Source organism: Vulcanococcus limneticus LL (assembly GCF_002252705.1).
Classification (GTDB): Bacteria; Cyanobacteriota; Cyanobacteriia; order PCC-6307; family Cyanobiaceae; genus Vulcanococcus; species Vulcanococcus limneticus.
In genome coordinates, this window is record NZ_NQLA01000023.1 from 12,737 (window position 1) to 37,114 (window position 24,378).

25 protein-coding genes and 1 tRNA gene are annotated in these 24,378 nt (G+C 71.6%); 16 read left to right on the top strand and 10 right to left on the bottom strand.

Going from position 1 to position 24,378, the window contains the following annotated elements:
* Positions 1–52: 52 nt before the first annotated feature.
* From CJZ98_RS10355 to CJZ98_RS18810, 3 genes are all read left to right on the top strand, one after another.
* Positions 53–916 carry a DUF3747 domain-containing protein gene (locus CJZ98_RS10355; protein WP_094591050.1) on the top strand — a complete coding sequence of 288 codons (864 nt, stop codon included), beginning with the start codon at positions 53–55 and terminating at the stop codon, positions 914–916.
* A gap of 63 nt (positions 917–979) precedes the next feature.
* The gene (rpsU, locus tag CJZ98_RS10360; protein ID WP_006172073.1) at positions 980–1,150 is read left to right on the top strand and encodes a 30S ribosomal protein S21; all 171 of its coding nucleotides are present in this window, start codon (positions 980–982) and stop codon (positions 1,148–1,150) included.
* A gap of 116 nt (positions 1,151–1,266) precedes the next feature.
* On the top strand, positions 1,267–1,407 hold the full coding sequence (locus CJZ98_RS18810; RefSeq protein ID WP_198537672.1) for a hypothetical protein: 141 nt from the start codon (positions 1,267–1,269) through the stop codon (positions 1,405–1,407).
* A gap of 54 nt (positions 1,408–1,461) precedes the next feature.
* Here the strand turns inward: CJZ98_RS18810 and CJZ98_RS10365 are convergent, their stop codons facing one another.
* Complete coding sequence (locus tag CJZ98_RS10365; protein WP_094591052.1) at positions 1,462–3,105, bottom strand: YifB family Mg chelatase-like AAA ATPase; 1,644 nt, start codon at positions 3,103–3,105, stop codon at positions 1,462–1,464.
* Between the two features lie 78 nt (positions 3,106–3,183).
* Here CJZ98_RS10365 and CJZ98_RS10370 point away from each other — a divergent pair, with 78 nt between their 5' ends.
* The 3 genes from CJZ98_RS10370 (at position 3,184) to CJZ98_RS10380 (ending at position 5,891) form a co-directional block, all read left to right on the top strand.
* Positions 3,184–3,567: a histidine triad nucleotide-binding protein gene (locus CJZ98_RS10370; RefSeq protein WP_094591054.1), complete on the top strand. Its 384-nt coding sequence runs from the start codon at positions 3,184–3,186 to the stop codon at positions 3,565–3,567.
* A gap of 88 nt (positions 3,568–3,655) precedes the next feature.
* The gene (locus tag CJZ98_RS10375; protein WP_094591055.1) at positions 3,656–5,665 is read left to right on the top strand and encodes an ABC transporter ATP-binding protein/permease; all 2,010 of its coding nucleotides are present in this window, start codon (positions 3,656–3,658) and stop codon (positions 5,663–5,665) included.
* A gap of 7 nt (positions 5,666–5,672) precedes the next feature.
* Positions 5,673–5,891 (top strand): chlorophyll a/b-binding protein, encoded by a 219-nt coding sequence (locus CJZ98_RS10380; RefSeq protein ID WP_094591057.1) that lies wholly within the window; start codon positions 5,673–5,675, stop codon positions 5,889–5,891.
* 5 nt (positions 5,892–5,896) lie between these two features.
* Here the strand turns inward: CJZ98_RS10380 and CJZ98_RS10385 are convergent, their stop codons facing one another.
* From CJZ98_RS10385 to psbX, 4 genes are all read right to left on the bottom strand, one after another.
* The gene (locus CJZ98_RS10385) at positions 5,897–6,403 is read right to left on the bottom strand and encodes a TolB-like translocation protein (protein ID WP_232756385.1); all 507 of its coding nucleotides are present in this window, start codon (positions 6,401–6,403) and stop codon (positions 5,897–5,899) included.
* A complete protein-coding gene (locus CJZ98_RS10390) occupies positions 6,400–6,999 on the bottom strand; it encodes a TolB family protein (protein WP_232756386.1) in 600 nt (199 codons plus the stop codon). The genes CJZ98_RS10385 and CJZ98_RS10390 overlap by 4 nt, the downstream gene beginning before the upstream one ends.
* An 8-nt stretch (positions 7,000–7,007) precedes the next feature.
* Positions 7,008–8,063: a Ycf66 family protein gene (locus CJZ98_RS10395; protein ID WP_094591059.1), complete on the bottom strand. Its 1,056-nt coding sequence runs from the start codon at positions 8,061–8,063 to the stop codon at positions 7,008–7,010.
* Positions 8,064–8,136: 73 nt separating this feature from the next.
* On the bottom strand, positions 8,137–8,259 hold the full coding sequence (gene psbX / locus CJZ98_RS10400; protein WP_094591061.1) for a photosystem II reaction center X protein: 123 nt from the start codon (positions 8,257–8,259) through the stop codon (positions 8,137–8,139).
* A 77-nt stretch (positions 8,260–8,336) separates the two neighbouring features.
* On the opposite strand from psbX, the gene CJZ98_RS10405 reads away from it, so the two are divergent.
* Positions 8,337–8,657, top strand: coding sequence for a YggT family protein (locus tag CJZ98_RS10405; protein WP_094591063.1), 321 nt, complete (start codon positions 8,337–8,339; stop codon positions 8,655–8,657).
* A 51-nt stretch (positions 8,658–8,708) separates the two neighbouring features.
* Here the strand turns inward: CJZ98_RS10405 and accC are convergent, their stop codons facing one another.
* Entirely contained in the window at positions 8,709–10,067 is a 1,359-nt protein-coding gene (accC, locus tag CJZ98_RS10410; protein ID WP_094591065.1) for an acetyl-CoA carboxylase biotin carboxylase subunit, read from the bottom strand.
* Positions 10,068–10,315: 248 nt separating this feature from the next.
* On the opposite strand from accC, the gene CJZ98_RS10415 reads away from it, so the two are divergent.
* The 3 genes from CJZ98_RS10415 to msrB all read left to right on the top strand — a co-directional run bounded on the left by CJZ98_RS10415 (position 10,316) and on the right by msrB (position 12,258).
* Positions 10,316–10,397 (top strand) — tRNA-Leu (locus CJZ98_RS10415).
* Positions 10,398–10,460: 63 nt separating this feature from the next.
* Positions 10,461–11,753, top strand: coding sequence for a glycosyltransferase family protein (locus CJZ98_RS10420; RefSeq protein WP_094591067.1), 1,293 nt, complete (start codon positions 10,461–10,463; stop codon positions 11,751–11,753).
* Position 11,754: 1 nt separating this feature from the next.
* Positions 11,755–12,258, top strand: a complete 504-nt coding sequence (gene msrB / locus CJZ98_RS10425; RefSeq protein WP_232756387.1) for a peptide-methionine (R)-S-oxide reductase MsrB — start codon at positions 11,755–11,757, stop codon at positions 12,256–12,258.
* 45 nt (positions 12,259–12,303) lie between these two features.
* Here msrB and CJZ98_RS10430 read toward each other — a convergent pair whose 3' ends face one another.
* The gene (locus CJZ98_RS10430; protein WP_232756388.1) at positions 12,304–13,548 is read right to left on the bottom strand and encodes a PRC-barrel domain-containing protein; all 1,245 of its coding nucleotides are present in this window, start codon (positions 13,546–13,548) and stop codon (positions 12,304–12,306) included.
* A gap of 28 nt (positions 13,549–13,576) precedes the next feature.
* Positions 13,577–17,182 carry a chromosome segregation protein SMC gene (gene smc / locus CJZ98_RS10435; RefSeq protein WP_094591070.1) on the bottom strand — a complete coding sequence of 1,202 codons (3,606 nt, stop codon included), beginning with the start codon at positions 17,180–17,182 and terminating at the stop codon, positions 13,577–13,579.
* Between the two features lie 100 nt (positions 17,183–17,282).
* On the opposite strand from smc, the gene CJZ98_RS10440 reads away from it, so the two are divergent.
* Together CJZ98_RS10440 and CJZ98_RS10445 are read left to right on the top strand one after the other, a co-directional pair.
* Entirely contained in the window at positions 17,283–17,807 is a 525-nt protein-coding gene (locus CJZ98_RS10440; protein WP_232756389.1) for a hypothetical protein, read from the top strand.
* Positions 17,804–18,265 (top strand): phage holin family protein, encoded by a 462-nt coding sequence (locus CJZ98_RS10445; protein ID WP_094591071.1) that lies wholly within the window; start codon positions 17,804–17,806, stop codon positions 18,263–18,265. Before CJZ98_RS10440 ends, CJZ98_RS10445 begins: the two co-directional genes overlap by 4 nt.
* A 53-nt stretch (positions 18,266–18,318) precedes the next feature.
* On the opposite strand, the gene CJZ98_RS10450 is transcribed toward CJZ98_RS10445, so the two are convergent.
* Positions 18,319–19,536 carry a THUMP domain-containing class I SAM-dependent RNA methyltransferase gene (locus tag CJZ98_RS10450; protein WP_094591092.1) on the bottom strand — a complete coding sequence of 406 codons (1,218 nt, stop codon included), beginning with the start codon at positions 19,534–19,536 and terminating at the stop codon, positions 18,319–18,321.
* A gap of 402 nt (positions 19,537–19,938) precedes the next feature.
* On the opposite strand from CJZ98_RS10450, the gene CJZ98_RS10460 reads away from it, so the two are divergent.
* The gene (locus CJZ98_RS10460; protein WP_094591072.1) at positions 19,939–21,162 is read left to right on the top strand and encodes a glycosyltransferase; all 1,224 of its coding nucleotides are present in this window, start codon (positions 19,939–19,941) and stop codon (positions 21,160–21,162) included.
* Between the two features lie 14 nt (positions 21,163–21,176).
* Here CJZ98_RS10460 and CJZ98_RS10465 read toward each other — a convergent pair whose 3' ends face one another.
* Entirely contained in the window at positions 21,177–21,686 is a 510-nt protein-coding gene (locus tag CJZ98_RS10465; RefSeq protein ID WP_198537675.1) for a hypothetical protein, read from the bottom strand.
* 144 nt (positions 21,687–21,830) lie between these two features.
* On the opposite strand from CJZ98_RS10465, the gene CJZ98_RS10470 reads away from it, so the two are divergent.
* The 3 genes from CJZ98_RS10470 to CJZ98_RS10480 all read left to right on the top strand — a co-directional run bounded on the left by CJZ98_RS10470 (position 21,831) and on the right by CJZ98_RS10480 (position 24,351).
* Positions 21,831–22,805 carry a DnaJ C-terminal domain-containing protein gene (locus tag CJZ98_RS10470; protein ID WP_094591073.1) on the top strand — a complete coding sequence of 325 codons (975 nt, stop codon included), beginning with the start codon at positions 21,831–21,833 and terminating at the stop codon, positions 22,803–22,805.
* A gap of 40 nt (positions 22,806–22,845) precedes the next feature.
* Entirely contained in the window at positions 22,846–23,847 is a 1,002-nt protein-coding gene (hemB, locus tag CJZ98_RS10475; protein ID WP_094591074.1) for a porphobilinogen synthase, read from the top strand.
* Positions 23,848–23,940: 93 nt separating this feature from the next.
* On the top strand, positions 23,941–24,351 hold the full coding sequence (locus CJZ98_RS10480) for a VOC family protein (RefSeq protein ID WP_094591075.1): 411 nt from the start codon (positions 23,941–23,943) through the stop codon (positions 24,349–24,351).
* The last annotated feature ends 27 nt before the right edge of the window (positions 24,352–24,378 follow it).

The following is a 24,378-nucleotide window of genomic DNA, read 5'->3' on the forward strand; positions in this document are numbered from 1 at the left end:
TTCGCCAATCGCCCTGCATACGATCGCCCCACTCCCGCCGACCCCTGCTCCCATGCTCCCGATTCCCCCCTTGGCTTCAGCCCGCGTCCTGGCGGGCTCAGCCCTGGCCGCCGCCTCCCTGTTGGTCGTGGCCCAGCCCGTGGGTGCCGCTGCCCTGTTCAACGCCGTGGACGTGGACCAGAGCAAGTTCGTGCTGGTGGCGGCACCGATCGGCGATGGCAGCCGCGCCCAGCTCAACATCTACGAGCAGCGCCGCGCCACCCGCCCCTGCTACGCCGTGCAGCCGGGCTCCCCCGCCGTGGTGAATCCGCTGCTCGCCACCTTCGACTTCACGGGCATCTGCAACCGCTTCATCGACACCAACGGCTATTCGCTGCGGGTGGGGGGCACCGATCTGGCCACCGTGTATCGCCTGTCGGTGCTGCGCAGTGGCAATGACACGATCCTGCTGGCCACCCCTGGCAAGGCCGGTGCTGGCCCCGAGATGGTGGTGGCCCGCACGGGCGGCACCACGGCCGGCTTCCTGCAGCTGGTGCCGGAGCCCGGCTGGCGGCTGATGCGCCGCCACTTCGGCAACCGGGCCCTGGGCCACGTGTATCTCTACCGCGAGGCCTGGCCCGCCAGCACCCCGACCGCCACTGCCGCGCCAGCACCCACTGCTGCGCCCGCAACCACAGCTGCGCCCGCTCCCACCGCCGCGCCCGCAACCACTGCTGCGCCCGCAACCACTGCCGCGCCCGCTCGCGCACCCTCCTCCGCTCCAGTGCCCGCACGCGCACCCTCGTCGGCTCCAGTGCCAGCGCGCGCTTCAAGCCCGGCGCCAACGGCCGCCCCAGCTGCGGTCCTGCCGCCGCCGCCGGTGGGCAACCCGGGGCCGGCCAGCCCCGCCAAGCCCGGTAAGGCGACGGCGCTGTAGGGGCGAGGAGGCCGGATCGGGCCCTTGCTACCATCAGCCATCTGCGAAACCCATCAGCGGTCCATGACCCAGGTCACCGTCGGCGAGAACGAAGGAATCGAATCGGCCCTGCGCCGCTTCAAGCGTCAAGTGTCCAAGGCAGGGATCTTCGCCGACCTCAAGCGCCTGCGTCACCACGAGACCCCCACCGAGAAGTACAAGCGCAAGGCCCAGCAGCGCCGCCGTCGCCGCTGATCCCAGCGCGGCTGCCCAGATCTCGGGTCTCCTTCACGAGGGAATCGGTGTTTTCACCGGTTCCCTTTGTTGTGTCTGCTGCCAAGGATGGAAGCGTCCCCCTGTGGCAGGTTTCCATGGCTTCGATGATGGCGTCCTTCGGCCGCTGGCTCGCGATCGGTGTGGGCCATGCCTTCGGCAATCCCCGCGAGGAGAAGCAGCTGCAGCCCCCCTGCGTCGGGGTGCAGCCGTACCGGGGTCAGCCCTACCGGGGCTGAGGGCCGGCGGCGGGGGGCTCGCGCCGGGGCCCGCCGCTTCACGTTCGCTCCGCCTCACGTTCGTTCCGCCTCGCTGTCGAAGCTGCGGTAGCTCAGGGCTTCGGCCACGGCGCCCCCATCCACCTGCTCCTGGCCGGCTAGGTCGGCGATGGTGCGGGCTACCCGCAGCACCCGCTCCGCGGCCCGGGCGCTGAGGCCGCGCCGGTCCATCGCCAGCCGCCACAGCTCCAGCGCCTGGGGGGCCGCCCGCAGGTGCTGGCGGAGGGTCCGGCCAGAGAGCTGGCCGTTGCCGCAGCCCGCGGGATTGCGGGCTGCCATGCGCCGGCGGGCCGCCGCCACCCGTTCGGCCACCACCGCGCTCGATTCCGGCGCGGCCGCACTGGCCCCGCTGTCGCCATGGCCATCCAGCTCGCCCGCCTCCAGCCGCCGAACCACCACCTGCAGGTCGAGGCGATCCAGAAGGGGACCCGCCAGGCGCCCCCAGTACTGGCCCCGCAGCCGCTCGCCGCAGCGGCAGGCCCGCACGGGATCGCCGAACCAGCCGCATGGGCAGGGGTTGGTGGCGGCCACGAGGGAGACCGTGCAGGGAAAGCGGACCCGCTGGCGGGCGCGGCTGATCCACACCTCCCCCTCCTCCAGGGGCTGGCGCAGCTGGTTGAGCACGTCGCGGCGGTACTCGGCGAGTTCATCGAGGAAGAGCACGCCCCGGTGGGCCAGGGCCAGTTCCCCGGGCCGCGGGATGCTGCCGCCCCCCACCAGGGCCGCGCTGGAACAGCTGTGGTGAGGCGCGCGGAAGGGGCGGCGTCGCAGCGGTTCCCCGCCGGGTCCCAGCAGGCCCGCCACCGAGTAGAGGCAGCTGAGCTCGAGAATCTCATCGTCCTCCAGGGGCGGCAGCAGGGCCGGCAGGCGCCGGGCCAGCATCGTCTTGCCGCTGCCAGGGGGACCCACCAGCAGCAGGTGATGGCCGCCGGCCGCCGCGATCTCCAGGGCGCGGCGGCCGTGCAGCTGGCCCTGCACGTCCGCCAGGTCCAGGTCGTTGGGTGCGGGGCCGGGGGGCGTGGCTGTAGCCGAGGGGGAGAGAGACGCCCGATGGGCCTGGGCGGCTGCCTCTGACCTGGGGCCCCGCTGGCCTGGATCCTGCCCCGGTTGCCGCCGGCCAGCCTGCCGCTCCTGTCCCTGCCCTGGATCCGGCTCCGCCAGGCGGTTCAGCACCTCCAGCAGGGTGCCGGCCGGCACCAGGGGCAGGCCGGCCACCAGGGAGGCCTCAGCCCGATTGGCCGCCGGCAGTACCAGGGCCCGGGCGCCGGCCTGGCGGGCCGCCATCGCCACGGCCATCGCCCCCCGCACAGGCCGCAGGCTGCCGTCCAGGCCCAGTTCGCCGGCGCACCAGATGCCAGTCAGCTGCTGCGGTTCCAGCTGGCCGCTGGCCACCAGTACCGCCAGGGCGATCGGCAGATCAAAGGCAGGTCCCTCCTTGCGCAGGTCCGCCGGTGCCAGGTTCACGATCACCCGCGTGAGCGGCATGCGCAGGCCGCTGTTGCGCAGCGCCGCCCTCACCCGCTCCCGCGACTCCTGCACCGCCGCATCGGCCAGGCCCACCATCAACAGCCCCGGCAGGCCCGGGGCGATGTCGACCTCGACGGCTACCTCCACCGCCTCCAGGCCCACGAGAGCCGCACCGCTGCAGCGTGCCAACATCGGCCCATCCAGGGGGAACGGCTCACCAGTGCCACCCCCGTTCCAGATCCAGTCCCTCCGCCTCCTTGCCCGGCGACCATGGCCGATTCCGCCGCACCCGCCCCCGCTCCAGACCCCGCGGAGGCGAACCCCACGATCTTCGGGCGCATCCTGCGGGGTGAGATCCCCTGCGATCAGGTCTATGCCGACGAGCGCTGCCTCGCCTTCCGCGACGTGCATCCCCAGGCGCCGGTACACATCCTGGTGATCCCCCGCGAGCACCTGGTGAGCCTGGCCGAAGCCAGCCCCGAGCACGCCGCGTTGCTGGGGCATCTGCTGCTGGTGGCGGCCCAGGTGGCGCGCCAGGAAGGCCTGGAGGGGTTCCGCACCGTGATCAACAGCGGCGCCGAGGCCGGCCAGACCGTGTTCCACCTGCACGTGCACGTGCTCGGCGGTCGCCCCCTGGCCTGGCCGCCGGGCTGAGCCCAGGGCGCCAGGGGGCCAGGGATCGCCGGCCGATACCCGCAGGAACTGCCCCGGCCGGTGAGAATGGCGCGATTCGCCTGCTCCCATGAGCCCCCTTTCGGCCTTCCGCAGTCAGCTCGGCAAGCTGCAGCGCCTGGCCCAGCCCTACTTCCTGCCGATCGAGGAGACCAGCGCCTGGCAGTTCCTGCTGCTGATCGTTGCCCTGCTCGCCGTGGTGGTGGGCTTCACGCTGCTGCTGCTCACCGGCACTGTGGCGCTGACCGGCGCCCTGATCCCCGAGCTGCAGGGCCGCTTCCTGCCCGGGGTGCCCCAGCAGGTGTCCGCCATCTGGAACAGCCCGATCGGGGCCGTCGTGATGGTGCTGTTTGTGGCGGGGGTGGCCGGTTTTGTGGCCCTGCGCAGCAAGTTGCGCCAAGGGCGCTGGCTGCCCTGGCTGCTGATGGGGGTGATCACGCTGCTGATCCTGGTGATCAACGGCATCAACGTGGGCATCAGCTACATCGCCCGCAACGTCGATAACACGTTGGTGGCCTACAAGGCCGACGAGTTCTGGCAGGTGGTGGCGATCTATGCCTTCTGCCTGGTGCTGGCCTTGCCGATCCGGGCCCTGCAGGGCTATCTGATCCCCAAGCTGGGCCTGCTCTGGCGGAAGTGGCTGAGCAGCAGGTTGCTGGGGCGCTACCTCACCAATCGGGCCTACTACGTTCTCAACCCCAACGACGAATCTGCCGAGGAGATCGACAACCCCGACCAGCGGATCTCCCAGGACACGGCCAGCTTCACCAGCACCAGCCTGAGCGTCACGGTGGAGATCGTGGCGGCCCTGCTCACTTTTGTGAGCTTCATCGTGGTGCTGTGGACAATCAGCTCCAAGCTGGCTCTGTGGCTCCTGGCCTATGCGGTGTTCGGCACCGCTCTGATCGTGTTTGCCAGCCGCAAGCTGGTGCAGCTGAACTACCTGCAGCTCAAGCTCGAGGCGGACTTCCGCTACGGCCTGGTGCACATCCGCGACAACGCAGAATCGATTGCCTTCTACGGGGGTGAACAGCAGGAATCGCGCGAGGCCGAACGGCGGCTGGGCGGGGCGATCCGCAACTACGACCGCCTGATCGTGTGGCAGGCGCTGATCAGCGTGATCCAGCGCTCCTACGACTACTTCTCCCGCTTCCTGCCCTGGCTGGTGATCGCACCGATCTACTTCGCCAAGGAGGTGGATTTCGGGGTGTTCGGCCAGGCCAGCATCGCCTTCAGCCAGGTGTTGTTCTCAGTGAGCTACATCGTCAACAACATCGACCAGCTCGCCGCCTTCTCCGCCTCGATCAGCCGTCTGGAGGGCTTCCAGGGCAAGGTGGACACCATCAGCCAGCAGGTGGAGGGCCGTGAGCTCACCGCCGCTGCCCTCGCCCCCGCCGCCGACCGGGTTCTGGAGCGCAGTGGCGGCGCCATCCTGGTGCGCCACGTGGATCTGGTGCCCCCAGGCAGCGATCGCCGCCTGATCCACGACCTCAGCCTGGAGGTGGGCCCGAGCCAGCGGGTGCTGGTGGTCGGTCCGAGTGGCTGCGGCAAGACCTCCTTCCTGCGGCTGGTGAGCGGCCTGTGGGCGCCGGCCGCCGGCTTGGTGGAGCGCCCGCCGATCTCCGAGCTGCTGTTCATCCCCCAGAAGCCCTACATGATTCTGGGCAGCCTCAGGGAGCAGCTCTGCTATCCCCTCGATCCGGCTCGCTTCAGCGACGATCACCTGCGCAACGTGCTCGAGGCGGTGAAGCTGCCCGAGCTGGTGCACCGCTACCCCGATCTGGACATCAAGCAGGACTGGCCTCGGCTGCTCTCGCTGGGGGAGCAGCAGCGCCTGGCCTTCGCGCGGCTGCTGCTCAACTCGCCCCGCTTCGTGGTGCTCGACGAGGCCACCAGCGCCCTGGACGTGGCCACCGAGCGGGACCTCTACGAGCTGCTGACCCAGCGGGAGATGGCCTTTGTGAGCGTCGGCCACCGACCCACGCTCAAGGCCTTCCACGACACCGTGCTCCAGCTCGATGGCCTGGGCGGCTGGAAGCTGATCCCCTCCGCCAGCTATGACTTCAACTCCGGAGCCTGACCTGCCGATGTCTACCAGTCCGAATCAGCCCCCGGCCAGCAGCGCCACCGGCGCCACCCCTACGCCCACCACGAGTGCCACCACCCGCGACGTGCCCGACTTCGGCTGGAGTGCCTACGCCGAACGGGTCAACGGCCGCTTCGCCATGCTGGGCTTCGCCGCCGTGCTGGTGATCGAGGCCCTCAGCGGCGACAGCTTCCTGCACTGGGCGGGTCTGGTGCCCTGAGCCCTTCAGGGCAGCTCCATCAGGTCCACCTGCCAGCGGCCGTCGCGGCTCAGCTCCACCGCCAGTACGCGGCCATCGGCGCTGATCTGCACCTGGCGCGGCACCCCGGCCGGCTGCATCGCAATCGGCTGCAGCGCCTGTAGGGAGCGCCGGTAGAGCACCAGCTCGGTGCGCCCCTCCAGCTGGCGCACCACGGCCAGGTGCTCGCCGCGCTGATCCACGCTCACGCTGAGCGGCTGGGCGTCCGGGCGATTCAGGCCGGGCAGCGGCACAGGCGCGTTGCGCTCCAGGGCGATCAGCTCCACCCGGCCCCGCCCCTCGCCGCTGCGGATCAGTGCCAGCCAGGGGCCGGCCAGGGAGGGCGCACGCACCTCCCCGCGCTGCGCCAGCTGCAGGTTCAGCCCGATCAGGGGGCGCAGCCCGCCGCCGCAGCCGGCCAGGGCCAGAGCGCCCGCGAGCCCGCCGGCGACGCTGAAGCGCCGCAGGACTCTCCGCGCGGCTGGCCGCCTCATCGCCACCTCTCCAGATGGCGCACGGCCGCCCCCCCGAGAATCACTCCGGGCGGAGCCGGGTTGCTGAGGGACTGGCCGGGGGGCAGATCCGGCTCCAACAGCCCCCTCAGGTCGTAGAGCTCCACCCGGGTCTGGCCGCCCTCCACCAGCTGCAGGGCCAGCTGGCGGGCATCGGGGGCCAGGCTCAGCCGCTCGGGTTCCCGGCCCCCTGGCAGCGGCAGCGGGTGGAGCTGGCCCGTGGCCCGGTCTTCCACCACCGCCAGGCGCTGCGGGCCCTGTTGCACCAGTAGAGCGAGATAGCGCCCGTTCCAGCTCAGCGAAGGGGAGCTGTGGGGCTGGCGGCCACGCAGGTGCCGCAACGGCAACACGGTGCCGCTGCGGCGCTCCTGCAGCAGCACGGTGTTGCGGCCCCCTCGCTCCACCACCGACGCCAGCAGCCGGCCATCGCCGCTGAGAGCTGGATCCTGACGGCTCTCCTGACCCAGACCCAGGGGGGTGCTGGGCTGGCGCCGCAGGCCCCAGGGGGCCGCGCAGCTTGCAATGGCCAGCAGCAGGGGAAGCGCCCCCAGCAGGCGGAGGGGGCTGCGGCGCCGCACCCGCGGGCTCAGTCGTCGAAGCGGGAGCTGTTGTCCCGCGGGGCACCCGGGGCCGCACCTCCTGGAGTGGCCGGGCTGCCGGTTGGGCCTTTGCTGGGGCCGCCGGGCCGGATCGGACTGAAGTCGGCATCGCTCACCCCTGGCTGGCTGGCCCGGCCGCCGGCGGCCGCTGAACCGCGCTCATTGGTGGGGCGGGCGCTGTAGGGCGAGCCCTGGGGAATCCCGGCCTGGCGACCCCGGGCTCCGGGGGCTGGGGACGCATCCGCGCCACCTGCTGAAGGACCGGTTGCCGTGGGTCGGCGGCTGGAGCGGGGGAGGTCATCGCTGGCGGCGACGGGCCGGCTGCCGCGGCGCTGCTCCTCGCGGCCCTGGCGGCGGGCGCCGAAGTCGCTGCTGGGAGCGCCGCTGGCGCCGCGGGGAGCACCGCCACCGGCGCTGTAACGGCTGGCCCGGGGGCTGAAGTCGTCAGCTTCGGAGCCGCGGGCTTCAGCTCCGCGGGGCTCCGGCGGAGCGCCGGGCTCGCGGTCGCTGCGATCCCAGAGATCGGCGGCGGGGCCGCGGCCGCTCCGGGAGGCGGCGCGCTCTGGGATGGCGGCCCTGGCCGGGCGCCGCGGCCGATAGAAATCATCCTCCTCGGAGGCGTCGTAGCCGGCCTCGTCGCGGGAGCGGATGCGACGGCGCAGCGGTTGCGGCTCGTCGAAGCGGTCCACGTCGTCGCCCCAGTCCCGGCCGCCGCCCATGCGGGGCCGGACCGGTGCCTCTTCATCGTCGAAATAGGAGGAGCGGCGCGCCTGCTCGGTGGTCACCCCCCGCAGCCGCACGCTCTCGTAGGCGAAGAACACCGTGGTGCCCGCCAGCAGGAACTGGCCGAACTGCAGGATCGGGTCCAGGCGCCAGCCCTGGAAAAACAGAATGCCGCCGCAGAGCAGGCCCACGGCGGCGAAGAAGACGTCGTAATCCCTGGCGAGAGCCGGCTTGAAGCTCCTCATGAAGTAGAGGAACGCTCCACCCACCGCCAGCACGATGCCAACGATGCTGGCCCAGTTCAGACTGGCATTGACCACGGTTCAAGTGCCCGGTGGGGCCACAGTGTCGCCGCCCCTGTGCCAGCACTCTAGGGATCGCCGTGGAAAAACCTCAGAGGCGGCGGTCCACCTGGTCGTTCTGGCTGATCAGAACCAGGGCGATGCTGATGGGGATCACCACGATCACGGCGCCCCACACGAGGCTGCTCAGGAAGTTGGAGAGAGAAGCGGTCATGGCGGCTGCAGATCCGGCGGCGATCCTAGGCAGTGATGGCGGCTTCCTACGATCGGATTCCAGCCGCTTAGAGCTTTGTGACGGGACCTGCCGCCCTGCTGCCGATCGCCCACCTGGTGCTGGGGCTGCTGTTGGCGGCCTGGACGCTGCTGTTCCTGTTTCGGATCGTGCTCACCTGGTATCCCCAGGTGGATCTGAGCCGGGGGGCGATGCGGCTGCTGGCTTTGCCCACCGAGCCTTTCCTGGCGGCCACCCGCCGGCTGATCCAGCCCATCGGCGGTGTGGACGTGACCCCGGTGATCTGGGTGGGCCTGGTGAGCCTGCTGCGGGAGCTGGTGGTGGGCCAGCAGGGCCTGCTGACCCAGGTGATGCTCCACGCCAGCGTGCGGCCGGCCTGAGCGGGCTGGCTGGGGTCAGGCCGAGGCCGGCCGCTGGCTTGGGCTGTGCCCCTACTTGCCGTTCTGGGGCAGCATCTCCTGCTCCACGAACTTGGTGTGCACATCGCCGCGCTGGAACTCGGGCCGATCCAGCAACTGCAGGTGGAATTCGATCGTGGTGGGGATGCCGGTCACGGCACACTCCGAGAGGGCGCGGCGCAGGCGGCGCAGGGCGTGGTCCCGGTCGGTGCCCCAGACAATCAGCTTGCCGATCAGCGAGTCGTAGAAGGGGGGGATCTCGTAGCCCGTGTAGACGTGGCTGTCGAAGCGCACGCCAGGGCCGCCAGGGGGGAGCCAGCCGGTGATCTTGCCGGGGGCGGGGCGGAAGTTCTGGCGGGGATCCTCGGCGTTGATGCGCACCTCGATGGCATGGCCGGTGAGTTTCACGTCCTCCTGGCGGAAGGAGATCGGCTCGCCGCCGGCGATGCGGAGCTGTTCGGCGATCAGGTCCACCCCGGTGACCATCTCGGTGACGGGATGCTCCACCTGGATGCGGGTGTTCATCTCCATGAAATAGAAGGCGCCGCTGCGGTCCACCAGGAACTCCACCGTGCCGGCACCCTCGTAGCCGATCGTGCGGGCCGCGGCCACGGCCGCATCACCCATCTGGCGGCGCAGGTCGGCGTTGATGGCCACGCTGGGGGCCTCTTCCAGCAGTTTCTGGTGGCGGCGCTGGATCGAGCAGTCGCGCTCGCCCAGGTGCACCACGTTGCCGTGGCGATCGGCCAGCACCTGCACCTCCACGTGCCGGGGCCGGTCGATGAACTTCTCCATGTAGAGGCCAGGGTTGCCGAAGGCGGCTTCCGCCTCGCCCTGGGCGGCCTTGAACAGGCTCTCCAGCTGGTCGGCACCGGGCACCAGGCGCATGCCCCGGCCGCCGCCGCCGGCCGTGGCCTTGATCATCACCGGGTAGCCCATGGCCTCGGCCAGGCTATGGGCCTCCTCGACGCTCTGCAGCAGGCCTTCGCTGCCGGGGATGGTGGGTACACCCACCCGCTGCATGGTGGCCTTGGCCGTGGATTTATCGCCCATCGAGCGGATCGCCTCGGGCGAGGGACCCACGAAGGTGAGGCCGTGCGCGGCGCAGATCTCGGCAAACTTGTCGTTCTCGGCCAGGAAGCCGTAGCCGGGGTGGATTGCGTCAGCCCCGCGTGACGTGGCGGCCGCCAGGATGTTGGGGATGTTCAGGTAGCTCTTGCTGCTGGGGGCATCGCCCACGCACACGGCCTCGTCGGCCAGCTGCACGTGCAGGGCGTTGCGGTCCACCGTGCTGTACACGGCGACGGTGGGAATCCCCAGTTCCCGGCAGCTGCGCAGGATTCGAAGAGCGATTTCGCCACGGTTGGCGATCAGCAGTTTGCCGATGGGCATCCGCGGGAGTCCGGCAGCGCAGGCCGCAGGGGACTGTATCAGCGCTCACTGGCCGGCACCGGCGGCAGACCCGGCCGTCGCTGGGCTGGGGCGCTGGCCGGGCGGGCGATGGGTATATTGCTCGGGCGGGACGCCCCTGGGCGGCTCCGATCCCTCACCTCGACCAGTGTTCGCCCACGGCTTTCGCCAATGGCTGCACTGCTCAGGACCTCCCCCGATCCGACCTTCGGTCTGATCACTCAAACCACGCGGATGTGGTGGAATTGGTAGACACGCACGTTTGAGGGGCGTGTGACTTCGGTCTTGCGAGTTCAAGTCTCGCCATCCGCATACTGAATCACCGGGCCGTCTGCTCTCAGGCCTCTCGCCTCCAAATTCGTTCGCCCTCAGCCCGTGAACCAGCCGGCTCCGCCGCAGGCCGCCATCGTGCTGGTGTGCAACGGGCCCGGCGAACTGGCCACCTGGGTGCGACCCCTGGCCCAGCGCCTGCACCGCGAGCTCCCCCTGCGGCCCCTGGATCCCGCGGCCCCGTTCCGCCTGGAGCTGGTGCTGGTGCCCTGCCCCAATGCCACCGGCAACGAGCACCGGGTGGCGGAGGCCATGGGGCTGTTCACGCGGGTGCTGCCGGCACGGCGCTTCTGGGGTCTGCTGCTGCGTCCCCGCCGCCACGGCCCCTGGCCGCGCCAGGGGGTGGTGGTGTTCCTCGGGGGCGACCAGTTCTGGACGGTGCTGCTCTCGGCCCGGCTCGGCTACCGCCATCTCACCTACGCCGAGTGGGTGGCCCGCTGGCCCCGCTGGAACGACCGCATCGCCGCCATGGGACCGGCGGCCGCCGATCGGCTGGCCCCACGCTGGCGCCGGCGTTGCACGGTGGTGGGCGACCTGATGGCGGATCTGTCGGACTCGGCCCGCGGTGAGGCGCCCCTGCCCCCGGGCGAGTGGATCGCCCTGATGCCCGGCTCCAAGTGGGCCAAGCTGCAGGTTGGTGTGCCGTTTCTGCTCGACACCGCCGACCGCCTGGCGGCGCTGCGGCCCGGCTGCCGCTTCCTGCTGCCGGTGGCCCCCACCACCACGGTGGCCGAGCTGCTGGCCCATGCGGGCGAGCGCAATCCGATCGCTGCCCACTACGGCTCCGGCGCGCCGCGCCTGCTGCAGGGCGAGCAGGGCCAGGAGCTGGAGACTCCCGCCGGCACGCGCATCCGGCTGGTGCTTGAGCAGCCGGCCCACGGACCCTTGAGCCAGTGCCGCCTGGCCCTCACCACCGTGGGCGCCAACACGGCCGAGCTGGGGGCCCTGGGGGTGCCCATGATCGTGTTGGTGCCCACCCAGCATCTGCATGTGATGCAGGCCTGGGATGGCTGGCTCGGCCTGGTGGCCCGCCTGCCGCTGCTGCGCTGGCTGCTGGGGGTGGCGCTCACGGCCTGGCGCATGCGCCAGCGGGGCTATCTGGCCTGGCCCAACATCTCCGCCGGTCGTGCGGTGGTGCCCGAGCGGGTGGGGGCGATCACCCCGGCGCAGATCGCCGCCGAGGCGGCGGACTGGCTAGCCCACCCCGAGCGCCTCGCCGGCCTCCAGGATGACCTGCGCAGCCTGCGGGGCCAGCCTGGGGCCGTGGCCTCCCTGGCGGACCTGGTGCGGGAGCTGCTGCCGCCCGCTGCGGCGCCGGTGCCGGTGGACCCTGCCTAGGTTGGCGTCCGATCTGCGTTTCGCCCCGATGGCCGCCGACCCGACGTCCGCCGACCTGACGCCCGCCGTGCCCCTCTCCTGCGACGCGCTGCCCGCGGCCAAGCCGTCGGCCGATCCGGACTACTGGCGCGAGCGGCTCACCCCCGAGCAGTTCACCGTGGCCCGCCTCGGTGGCACGGAGAGGGCCTTCACCGGCGTCTACTGGGATCACAAGGCCGAGGGGATGTATCGCTGCGTGTGCTGCGGCGCCGAGCTGTTCGATTCGACCACGAAGTTCGAGTCGGGCACCGGCTGGCCCAGCTTCTGGGATGGGGCTAAGCCCGGCGCGATCACCACCCACGAAGACCGCAGTCACGGCATGGCTCGCACCGAGATCAAGTGTGCCCACTGCGATGCCCACCTGGGCCACGTGTTCCCGGATGGACCGACCCCCACGGGCCTGCGCTACTGCGTGAATTCGGCCTCTCTGAACTTCGAGCCCAAGGGCGACGAGGCCCAGGGCTGAGCAATCCAGTCCGGGAGGTCTATGGACGGCGCTGCGGCCCTGGTTTTACCAGGGGTCGCCGAGGTCGCGGCGCTCGGGGCTGGGGGGGACGTTGAGATCCACGGGCTCAACGTCCAGGGGGCCTTCATCGCGCAGGCTGCGTCGCAGGGGGGTGCGGGGCTCGTCGGCGGCCCGGGGAGCTGGCTCCTGCTGGCGGTAGGCCGGCGTGGGATCCCGATAGGCCGGCTCGCGGTAGGCGGGTTCCCTCCCTAGGGGCTCTGGCTGGCGAGACCCGTCGTCGCGATAGTCCGTGCTGCGATCGTCAGGGTCGCGTCGCTGCGGTTCGCGTCGCTGCGGTTCGCGGTAAGCCGGCTCCCGCGGCTCGGCTTCGAGGTAGGCCGGTTCGCGGCCGTAGGCCTCTGGTCTGTCATTGCGTTCAGGATCGCGGCCGTAGCTGGGCACCTCATCCCGCAGGCGGTCGCTGCCCCGCTCCTCTTCCTCGTCGAGGTAGCGGCGCTGGCGCAGGGGTTCGCGCTGGCGCCGTTCCTCCACCTCCACGTAGTCGTAGTCGGGTTCGAACTCCACGCGGCGGCTGGTGGCCGGCTGGATGCGGCGCTGCTGCTGGGGCTCGGCGGCCGGCTGGCCCGCCGCCAGCTGGTTCTCCACCGGCACCATGTTGAGCCGGTAGCGCTCGCGCTCCTCCTGCTCCCAGGAGGGGCCGCCGATGCCCAGCTTCTCGAGCAGGCCGGTGCCCAGCTGCTTGAGCTTTTCCTCGGCGCCCTCGTACACGATGATCCGATCGGGGCCGCTGCTCACGATCTCCTCCACCGCCAGCTCCCAGGTGCTCAGCACCCCCTCACCCAGCAGCGGGATTCCCAGGGCTCCGAGCACCAGGGTGGTGAGTTCGCCGGTCTCGATGTCGAAGCTGAAGCCCAGCACCTTGCCCAGCTGCTCGCCCGCCTCGGTGATCACCTGGCAGTTGATCACCTTGGAATAGCGCTCGGGATTGAAGCCCTCAGCCAGGGAGTCGGCCGAGTCCACCAGGATCACATCGCCCACCTGGCGGATGCTCTCCAGCGGCATCCAGCGGGGCAGACCCGGCAGGAAGCGGGTCAGGGGGTTGTCGCGCAGGCCCAGGGCCACCACCTCGCGACGGTCGATGTCGACCACCACCTCGCCCACCACGCCCAGGCGCCGGCCCGTGTCGCGGGTGATCACCTGGGTGCCCATCAGCTCCGAGCGCAGCCAGAGGCGATCGCTGGGGGTGGCGGCCGGTGTGGCGGTCGGGTCGCTGCCGGGAGTCGTTGTCATGGAGGGCATTGTGGCCGAGCGGGCGGGTCTATGCCGCCGGTGGTAACCCCACCACCTGGGTGTGGGCCCCGCGGGCCTGGGTCACCCCGATGGTGCGGGTCGCCGCCGCGATCATCGGGCGGCGGTGGCTCACCACCATGAACTGGGCCTCCTCTGCCTGGCGGGCGATCAGGGCGGCGAGCCGCTCCACGTTCACGCCATCGAGGAAGCTGTCCACCTCATCGAGGGCGTAGAAGGGCGAGGGGCGGAAGCGCTGCAGGGCAAACAGGAAGCTCAGGGCCGTGAGCGACTTCTCGCCGCCGCTCATCGAGGCCAGCCGCCGCACCGCCTTGCCCTTGGGGTGGGCCACCAGGCTGAGGCCGCCATCGAGGGGCGAGTCCGGGTTCTCCAGCTGCAGGTAGCCCTCGCCGTCGGAGAGGCCGGCAAAGATCGTGCGGAAGTGGCCATCCACAGCGGTGAAGGCCTCCATGAAGGCCTCCTGGCGCAGGGTGGCCACGGTCTCGATGCGCAGCAGCAGCTCCTCGCGCTCCTTGCACAGCACATCGAGCCGGTCTTCCAGCTCGGCCAGCCGGGCCTCCAGCTGCTCCAGTTCCTCCAGGGCCAGCATGTTGACCGGCTCCAGGGCCTCCATGCGCTGCTGCAGGCTGCGCAGCTCCGCCTGCAGGGCCTCCAGGCCGTTCGCGCGCACCTCCTCGGGAATCTCCGGCAGTGGATCGGGCAACTGCTGCTCAAGCTGCTGCAGCCGCAGGCCGGCGCTGCGCTCCTGTTCGGCCAGGGCCAGCAGCTCCTCGCCCAGGCGCTGCAGTTCCCACTCCTGCTGCTGCAGGGCCTGTCGCCGGTTGGAGAGCTGCAGTTCCGCCTCGTCGCGGGCGCGGCGGCGCTCGCCGAACTGGGCCTGCAGCTGTTGCTGGCGCTCCTCCAGGGCCGTGCGCTGCTCCCGGTCGGCCTGCTGCTGGTCTTTCCAGCGGCTGCGCTCGGCCACCAGCGCCTGCACCGCCTGCACCAGCCGCTGTTCCTCGCCGGCGAGGGCCTGCAGTTGGCTGGCCAGCCGCTCGGCGGCCAGGCCCCGCTCGCGGCGGGCCGCCAGCTGGCCATCGCGGCGGCCACGGGCCTCGGCCAGGGCCCGATCGGCCGCCTCCAGCTCCTGCTGCAGCCCCTGCCAGCGGCCGCTGTCGCCCGAGGCCTGGGCGCCGGTTTCGGCGGTCTCCAGGGCGGCCAGCTGCTCCAGCAGCGGCGCCAGGGTTGCCACCAGGGCCTCCAGGCGCTGCTGGCCGCCGGTCAGGGCGGTCTCGGTCTGAGCGAGGCGGGCGCTGAGCTGCCGTTGGCGCTCGAGCAGGGGGGCATGGGCCCGCTGGGCGGCCTTGCGCTCGGCCTCCAGCGCCGCCTTGCGCTGCTCCTGGCGGGCCAGCAGCGGCCGCAGCTCCTCCAGCTGGCGGGCCAGCTCCGCCTCCTTGCGGCGGCTGGCGGCCAGGGTCTCGCCCAGCTCCAGCAACCGGCGGCGCAGCGGTTCGGCCTCGTCGCTGTCGCTGGCGGCGCCGAAGCTGAGCTGGTTGCCCCGCTGCTGGAAGCTGCCGCCGGTCATGGCGCCGCTCTTCTCCAGCAGCTCGCCATCGAGGGTCACGGCGCGGTTGCGGCCCAGCTCGCTGCGGGCGCTGGCCAGGTCGCGGAACACCAGGGTGTCGCCGAAGACATAGCGGAACACCTCGCCGTAGATGGGTTCGTGGCGCACCAGCTCCACGGCCCGGCCCACCAGCCCCTCGCCCCCGCTGCCCCGGCCTCCCCCCCGCTCGAAGGCCGCGCCCGATCCGCCGCCGCTTCCACCGCGGATCTTGTTGAGCGGCAGGAAGGTGAGCCGGCCGGCGCGGCGGGTCTTGAGCAGCTCGATGGCCCGGGCGGCGATGCGGTCGTCGTCCACCACCACCTGGCCGAGGCGGGCACCGGCGGCCACCTCCAGGGCCAGGCGGTGTCGCTCCTCCACCTCCCCCAGCTGGGCCACGGGCCCATGGATGCCGTCGAGGCCCGCCTCCAGCAGCAGCCGCAGGGCGCCGGTGCCGCGGCTCTCCTGCAGCGTCTCCCGGCGCGATTCCAGCCGGGCGATCTCGCGCTCCAATGTGGCCTGCTCCTGCTCCAGCCGGCTGCGGGTGCGCTGCTGCAGGGCCAGGGCCTCCACCAGTTGCTGGGCCCGGGCCTGTTCGCCGGCCAGGTCGGCCAGCAGTCGGTCCCACTCGGCGTCCAGGGCCGTGAGGCCGGTCTGCACCCCCTGGCTGCTGGCGGCCTCCTGCTCCAGCTGTTGCCGCAGCTCCACCAGCCGCTCCTGCTCCTGGCGCAACCGCTCGCCCAGCTGCTGCTGCTCGGCCTGCAGCGGGCCGATCCGGCCCTGTAGCTCCTGGCGCCGGCGGCTGCGCTGCTGCTGTTCCTCCAGCCAGCTGCCGCTGCGGCCGGCCACTTCCCCCAGGCGGCGGCGGGAGAGCTCCACGGCGGCCTCGGCGGCGCGGCAGTCGGCCTCGCTGCGCTCCAGCTCCGCCCCGTCGTCGCCACTGGCCAGGCGCGCCTGCTCCTGGCGCAGCTCGCCCTGCTGGCGGGCCAGCTCCTGGCGCTGGCGCTGCAGGTCTTCGGCGCTCTGCTGGTGTTTCTCGGCCTGGCGGGCCAGTTCGCGGCCACTGGCCTCCAGCCCGGCCAGCTGGGCCTGCACCGCCAGCAGCTGGTCCTCGCCGAGGGCCTTCACCTCGGCCTGCAGGGTTTCCAGGGCCTTGGCGGCAAGATCCAGGGCGGCGCGGCCCTCGGCCACCGCGGCGCGGCCCTGATCCTGCTGGTGGCCGAGGGCCTGCTGGCGCTGCTGCAGCTGGTGCAGCTCCTGGCCGGCGGCCTCGAACACCAGCACCTGCTCCTGCAGTCGCCCGGTCTGCAGGCGTTCGCGCAGGCCCTGGTAGGTGCGGGCCTTGGCGCAGTCGCGCTCAAGCTTCTGGCGGCCCAGCAGCAGTTCCTGCTGCACGATCGCGCAGCGCTCCTCGCGCTCCTGCACCTCCTCGAGCTTGGAGCGGGTCTGCTCGATGCGGGAGTCGAACAGGGCCACCCCCGCCAGCTCGTCGATCAGGCCGCGGCGCTCCCGCGGGCCCATCGAGACGATGCGGGTCACATCGCCCTGCATCACCACGTTGCTGCCGTCGGGGTCGATGCGCAGGCGCCGCAGCTGGGTCTGGAGCTGCTGCAGGTTGCAGGCCACGCCGTCGGCGCTGTAGCTGCTGCTGTACGTACCCCCCGGGGCCACCCGCAGGCGTCGGGTCACGCTCCAGCGGGTCTGGCCCGGCTGGATCCAGGGGCCCTCGGCCGGGGCCTCCAGGCCTGCCTCCGCCTCGTCGGGCCGCCAGTCGCCCAGGTCGAAGTGCACGGTGACGCTGGTCTCGGCGGCGCGGCCGCTCTTGAGGATCGCGCTGTTGACCAGATCCGGCAGCCGCTCGGCCCGCATGCCGCGGCTGTTGGCCAGGCCCAGGCAGAACAGCACCCCATCGAGGATGTTGCTCTTGCCGGAGCCGTTGGGGCCCGTGACCACGGTGAAGCCCTGCTCGAGCGGGATCGCCATCGATCCGCCGAACGACTTGAAGTGGGTGAGCTCGACCTGATTGATGTGAACCAACAGGCCCGATGCGCCGAGCCAACGCAAGGTAGCGGAGCTGCTGACGGCATCAAGGGGGCCCCTTAGCGTTGGGGCACGCGCTGCTGCCCCCTGCGGACCCATGGATCTGGATGCCCCCAGCGATCCCGCCGGCAACGGCACGGCCTCGGACGCGGGCTCGCCACGCCCATCCCCGGCCGATGCGGCCAGCGATGAAGAGCGGGCCTTCGACGCCCGGCCTGAGCGTCCCTTGACGGCGACGCTGCTGCTGGATCGCTTTGAGGCGCTGCTGCCGGCGATCCAGCGGGAGTGGCCGGAGGTGGCGCGCCACACCCTGGAGGCCAGCCGCGGCAGCCTCGATCGGCTCGTGGAGGTGATCGCTCGCCAGACCGGCCGTACCAGCGAGGGGATCAAGGTCCAGCTGGTCGAGCTGATCCAGGCCACGGGCGATTCGGCCCATCAGGTGTCGGATTCGCTGCGGCCCCTGGAGCAGCAGCTCGAGCACCTGCTCGATGAACTGCACACCACCCTGCGGCCCCGGATCGAGAAGCCGGTGCGGGAGCGGCCCCTGCTGGCCCTGGCGGTGGCCGCGGGGGTGGGCCTGCTCACGGGTCTGCTGCTCACGTCGGCCCGCCGTCGCCCATGACCAGCAGCAGCGACAGCCGCGCCGAGGACCGAGCAGACAGCCGCGCTGACAACCGCGCTGACAGCCGCCCTGACAACGGCCGGCGCGCCCGGGGCCTGCCGCTGCAGGCGGCCTCCAGGATCACGGGCCTGGTGGGCTCGGTGATGGACCTGCATGTGCGCATCGCCCTGCAGGAGGCCGACCGGGAGAAGCGCCGCCTGATCGGCGGGGCCGTGCTGCTGGCCATCGGTCTCACCACCTTGATGCTGGCCCTGATCAGCGCCCAGGTGGCCCTGGGGGTCTGGTTCCATCTACGGCTGGGCTGGGGCTGGCTGGAGGCGGCCCTGGCCCTGAGCGGCCTCAATCTGCTGCTGGCGGGGCTGCTGCTTCGCATCGGCGGTCGCCTCACCCGCGGCCCCTACCTGCCCGAAACCATGGCGGGCCTGAGCAAGACGACGCGGGCGGTGCTGGGGCGCTGAGGGTCGCCAGCTCCACGCACCGGTAGCCCCGCCGCCTCACGCCGAGCTCAGCCTCAGCGAATGTCGTAGCGGAGCCAGCGGCAGTCGATGCCGCCGTTGCTCACCGGCACCCGGCGGCTGGCCTTCATCCGCAGGGCCCCCGTGAGTTCGGGATTGCCGCTCAGCAGCCACAGGGTCCAGCCGCTGCAGCGCTGTTTGAGCATGGCGCCCAGATCGGCGTAGAGGGCCTCCAGCTCGTCGCGCTGGCCGATGCGCTCGCCGTAGGGCGGGTTGCACACCAGGATTCCGGGGCCTTCGGGGGGGATGAAGTCGCGGCAGTCGCCGCCGCGCAGTTCCAGCCAGGGGGCCACGCCGGCCGCCCCGGCGTTGGCGCGGGCCTGCTCCAGCACGGCCGCATCGGCCTCGTTGCCCACGATCGGGGCCAGGGGGTGGCCATCGGCCAGCGTGGTGCGGGCCTCAGCGGTGGCTGCCGCCACTTCCCGCTGCCACAGGGCGGCGTCGAAGTCGGGCCAGCGCTCGAAGGCGAAGGGGCGCGGCCGGGGCACGCCGCCGGCATCGCGCCACAGGCCCGGCGCCCGGCCCAGGGCCGCGCAGGCCGCCTCGATCAGCAGGGTGCCGGAGCCGCACAGGGGATCGGCCAGGGGCACGCGGCCGTCCCAGCCGCTGAGGGCGATCAGGCCGGCCGCCAGGTTTTCCTTCAGCGGCGCCAGGCCCTGGCGGGCCCGATAGCCGCGGCGATGCAGGCTCTCGCCGCCGCCATCGAGGCTGAGGGTGGCGGTCGGGCCGCTGCCGCCCGGCCCCGGCCGACCCGGGCTCAGGTGCAGGTGCAGGGCCAGGTCCGGATCCTCCAGGTTCACTGAGGAGCGGGCGCCCCAGGCCTGGCGCTGCCAGTCCACCAGGGCGTTCTTCACCTGCAGGGCGCTGTAGTGGCTGTGGTTGAGACCCGGCACACTGCCGCTCGCATCGACACGGAAGCTGAGGTCGGGCGGCAGCCAGCGGCTCCAGTCGGCGGCCTGCTGCACGCCCCAGTAGAGCTCGTCGCGGCCATGGCAGGGGAAGAGGGCCAGCTGGCGCAGCAGCCGGAACGGCAGCCGGGCCCGCAGGTGCAGGCGGTAGAAGCTGGCCAGATCGCAGCGGAAGCGCGCGGCCCGGCGCAGCGGCGCCGCCTCGCTGGCCCCGAGGGCCGTCAGCTCGGCGGCGCCGGCCTCCTCCAGCCCCGGCGGCAGCACGGCGATGCAGGTGAAGCTGCCCGTTCTGCCCTGTTCGGTCATGCCCACCCCCGCCCGGGTCCGCTGCTGCTGCCACAATGAACGAGTCCGGTTTCGGCCGGACTAGGTGGCTCACACCGGTGTTTCGGACAGCGGTTCGATTCCGCTCAGCTCCATGAACAGGCCAAGGCTTTTCGCCAAGGCTTCCCGCCCCTGCCTCCGGCAGATCCGGCGGGCCCCACCCGGGGCTGCCATGGTTTCGACGGGGCATAAGGAGAGTGACTGAAGCCTGCTCGGTAAGAGCAAACCCGTAACAGCGAACAACATCGTTCGTTTCTCCCGTCAAGCCGCCCCTGTGGCTGCCTGACCCTGTAAGGGAGATGGGGTGAGATCAGCCTTATCACCCAAATGATCCATGGGGGCTGGAAGGCCCCTTCAAGAACGCATCGCTCGGATGGCATCGGCATGGGTCCGGCCAATGCCCTCGCCTGGGCCCTGATGGTGCTGGCCGCCGCCGCGGCCCTCGGACTGGTGATCCTGATCGGCGGCCTGGCCCGGGTGTTCACGCGGGCGCCCAGGCTGGCGGAGCTGCCGGAGCCGAAGCCAGATGGGCCGGCTCCCCTGGCGGCCGCGTCGCTCACGGTGGTGGTGCCCGCCTACAACGAAGCCGCCAACATCGCCGCCTGCCTCACCAGCCTGCTCAGCAGCGAGGCGCCCTGCGGCGACTGGCGGGTGCTGCTCGTGGACGATGGCTCCACGGATGCCACGGCGGCGATCGCCCGGGAGGCGGCCGTGGCCTGCGGCGCCACGGAGCCCCGCTTCATGCTGCTCGATGCCGGACCTCGGCCGGCAGGGGAGCGCTGGGTGGGCAAGAACTGGGCCTGCAGCCGCGCCATGGAGCAGGTGGACAGCGACTGGGTGCTGTTCGTCGATGCCGATGTGCGCCTGCAAGCCGCCACGCTGCACCACGCCCTGGCCCAGGCGAGGGCCGATGGGGCGGATCTGCTCAGCCTGGCGCCGCGGCTGAGCTGCGGCTGCCTGGCGGAATGGATGGTGCAGCCGATTATGGCCAGCTTGCTGGGGCTGGGCTTCCCGATCGAGGCCGCCAATGATCCGGCCAGTCCGGTGGCCTTTGCCGCCGGGCCGTTCATGCTGTTCCGCCGCAGCGCCTACATGGCCATCGGTGGCCACAGGGCCCTGGCGGCGGAAGTGGTGGAAGACCTCGCCCTGGCGCGGCGCATCAAGGCCGCCGGCCATCGCCTCGAGTACCTGCTGGGTCTGGATGCGCTCGAGCTGCGCATGTATGCCGACTTCGCCGCGCTGTGGGAGGGCTGGACGAAGAACTGGCTCCTGGGCCTCGATGGCAGCGTGGCCAAGGCCCTGGGGGCGGCCGCGGTGGTGCTGCTGCTGTTCAGCGGCCCCTGGTTGTTGACGCCGGCCGCGGCGATCGCGGCCGCGCTGCTGCCCGCCCAGCGCCTGCTGCTGCTGGCCGCCCTGGCACTCGCCCTGGCGGGGATCGGCCTGCAGCTGGCCCTGCGCCTGTGGACCCGATGGCAGTTTCAGGTGCCGCTCACGCTCTGGTGGCTGATGGGCGTTGGCGGTCTGGTGGTGGCGGCAATCGGGCCGGTGTCGGTGTGGCGAACCCTCAGCGGCCGCGGCTGGACCTGGAAGGGGAGGTCGTTGGCCTGAGGGCTGGTCGTTGTCTACCGGCTTGCGTTGGGGGTCTTGGGCACCTTGCCGGAGGGTTGGGCTGCCGGGCCGCCAGGGAAGCCCGACCACACCTTCAGCTCCTCCAGGCTCAGCACGCCCTCCCGGCGCTGGCCGTTGAGGTCCCAGCTGGGGAAGGCGCGGATGCCGGCGGCCTCGCAGCGCTGGCGGCCGGCGTCGTCCTTGGCGCACTCCACGTAGGGGAGCTTGCGGCCGGCTTCGGTGCCGAACAGGTTCTTCTGGGTGAAGCAGTGGGGGCACCACCAGGCGCCGTAGAAGATCGCTCCCTTGCTGCGCAGATGCTCCACCAGAGCCAGCTGCTCCGGCGTGGAGGGGCTCACGGCGTCGCCGAGCTGGCCGGCCACCAGCCTCTCGGCAGGGGGCTGGCTGGCGGAAAGGCCCGGCGTTCCTGCGCCCGCCAGCACCCCCAGCAGCAGGGCAGCGCTTCCCGCGAGCCAGGGCGCTCGCCACAGGCGGGTTCGGCGACGCACGGGGGTGGGATCCATGGCGGGTGCGGGCACTGAGGTACGACGCTACGGCCATTCCCCGGCGCTGCGCCCGTTCGGCCTTCCGCCCTGTCGGCCCCTCGCGGGAGTCCGGTTCGAGCTGGGACACTGGAGATGCCGTTGACCATTCACACCAGCACTGCGATGGGGGCCAACGGGTATCGCGACTACTTCAAGGTTCTGGGCCTCGATCGGGGCGCCGATGCCGACGCGGTCAAGCGCTCCTTCCGCAAGCTCGCCCGCCAGTACCACCCGGATGTGAACCCCGGCGACAACGCCGCTGAGGCGAAGTTCAAGGAGATCAGCGAGGCCTATGAGGTGCTTTCCGATCCCGACAAGCGCCGCCGCTATGAGCAGTTCGGCCAGTACTGGAACCAGGCCGGCGGCGCGGCGGGCGGCGTGGATGTGGATTTCGGCCGCTACGGCAACTTCGACGACTTCATCAACGACCTGCTCGGCCGCTTCGGCGGGCCCGGGGCCGGTGGCGGCTTTGGTGGCTTCGCCTCCGGCTTCCCGGGGGGCTTTCCCGGCGCGGCCGGCTTCGGTGGGCCGGGTGCGGGTGGCCGCGGCACGGCGCCCCTGAACCTCGATGCCGAGGCCACGATCAGCCTCAGCTACTCGGAGGCCTTCCACGGCTGTGAGCGCACCCTGGCCGTGAACGACGAGCGGGTGCAGGTGCGCGTGCCCGCCGGCGTCAGGAGCGGCAGCCGCCTGCGGCTCAAGGGCAAGGGCAACCTCCAGCCCGGCACCGGTCGCCGCGGCGACCTCTACCTCAACCTGCAGTTGCAGGACCACCCGATCTGGAGCCTGGAGGGGGATCAGCTCAAGGCGGAGCTGCCCCTCAGTTTCGATGAACTGGCCCTGGGCGGCGAGGTGCGCGTGGCGACCCCGGACGGCGAAGCCACGGTGCAGGTGCCGCCCGGCATGGCCGTGGGCCGCAGTCTGCGGCTCAAGGGCAAGGGCTGGCCCGGCCAGGCCGGCCGCGGCGATCTGCTGCTCAGCCTCAGCCTCCGCCAGCCCAGCAGCTACAGCGAGCAGGAGCGCCAGCTGCTGGAGCAGCTGCGGGCCGCCCGCAGCTTTGATCCCCGCCAGGACTGGATCGGCGCCGCCCGGCTCTGAATCAGTCAATCCGTAGGATCCGGCCAGCATTGCGGCCCCCATGGAGCTCACCTACCGCCCGCGCCGGCTGCGCCGTACGCCTGCCCTGCGGGCCCTGGTGCGGGAGCACCATCTGAGCCCCGCCGACTTCATCTATCCCCTGTTCGTGCACGAGGGCGTCACGAACGAGCCGATCGGTGCCATGCCGGGCTGCCAGCGCTGGAGCCTGGAGGGGCTGGTGCAGGAGGTGGGTCGCGCCTGGGATCTGGGTATCCGCTGCGTGGTGCTGTTCCCCAAGGTGGCCGATGGCCTCAAGACCGAGGACGGCGCCGAGTGCTTCAACGAGGGCGGCCTGATCCCCCGCGCCATCCGGCGCCTCAAGGAGGTGCACCCCGGCATGGCGATCATGACCGACGTGGCCCTGGATCCCTACTCCTGTGACGGCCACGACGGCATCGTCAGCGAGCAGGGCGTGGTGCTCAACGACGAGACCGTGGCGATCCTGTGCAAGCAGGCCGTGGCCCAGGCCCGTGCCGGCGCCGATCTGATCGGCCCCAGCGACATGATGGACGGCCGCGTGGGAGCGATTCGCGAGGCCCTCGACGAGGAGGGCTTCGAGCACGTGGGGATCATCAGCTACACGGCCAAGTACGCCTCCGCCTACTACGGCCCCTTCCGCGAAGCCCTCGATTCGGCTCCGCGCACGGTCGGCGGCAAGCCGATCCCCAAGGACAAGAGCACTTACCAGATGGATGCGGCCAACAGCCGCGAGGCCATCACCGAGGCCCAGCTCGATGAGCAGGAGGGTGCCGACATCCTGATGGTGAAACCCGGCCTGGCCTACCTCGATATCATCCACCGCCTGCGCCAGGAGAGCGAACTGCCGATCGCGGCCTACAACGTCAGCGGCGAGTACGCGATGGTGAAGGCCGCCGCCGAGCGGGGCTGGATCGACGAGCGGGCCGTGGTGCTCGAAACCCTGCTCTGCTTCAAGCGGGCCGGCGCCGATCTGATCCTCACCTACCACGCCTGCGACGCCGCCGAGTGGCTGCGCCAGGGCTGATCTGAGCCGTTGCGACTGCCCCGCCACCACCACCGCGCCCCCGCCACCGGGCCCGGCGGCCGCTTGAATGGGGGCAGCGTTTTCAGCGGGGCCATGGCTCTCCACCGCCTGGGGCATGTCGCCCTGCGGGTCCAGGACATGGGCCGGGCCAAGGCCTTCTACCAGGCCCTGGGCCTGCGGCTTACCTGGGATGCCGACGATTGGGCCTATCTGCAGTCGCCCGTCACCGGGGATGGCGTTGCCCTGCTGAGCCCGCAGTACACCGTCGCCGGGCCCCACTTCGCCCTGCATACGGCCGACCGGGCCGAGGTGGATCATGTGCGCGAGCAGCTGGTGGCCGCCGGCCACAGCTGCGGCCCGGTGCATGACCACCGCGACGGCACGGCGTCGTTCTACATGCAGGATCCCGAAGGCAACTGGCTGGAGCTGCTCTACGAGCCCGCCGAGGGCCTGCCCTCCAACATCGGCGCCGCGCCGATCCCGGCGCGGGCCCCGCAGGCTTGAGGGGGACGATTCTGGCTGCCGCGATTC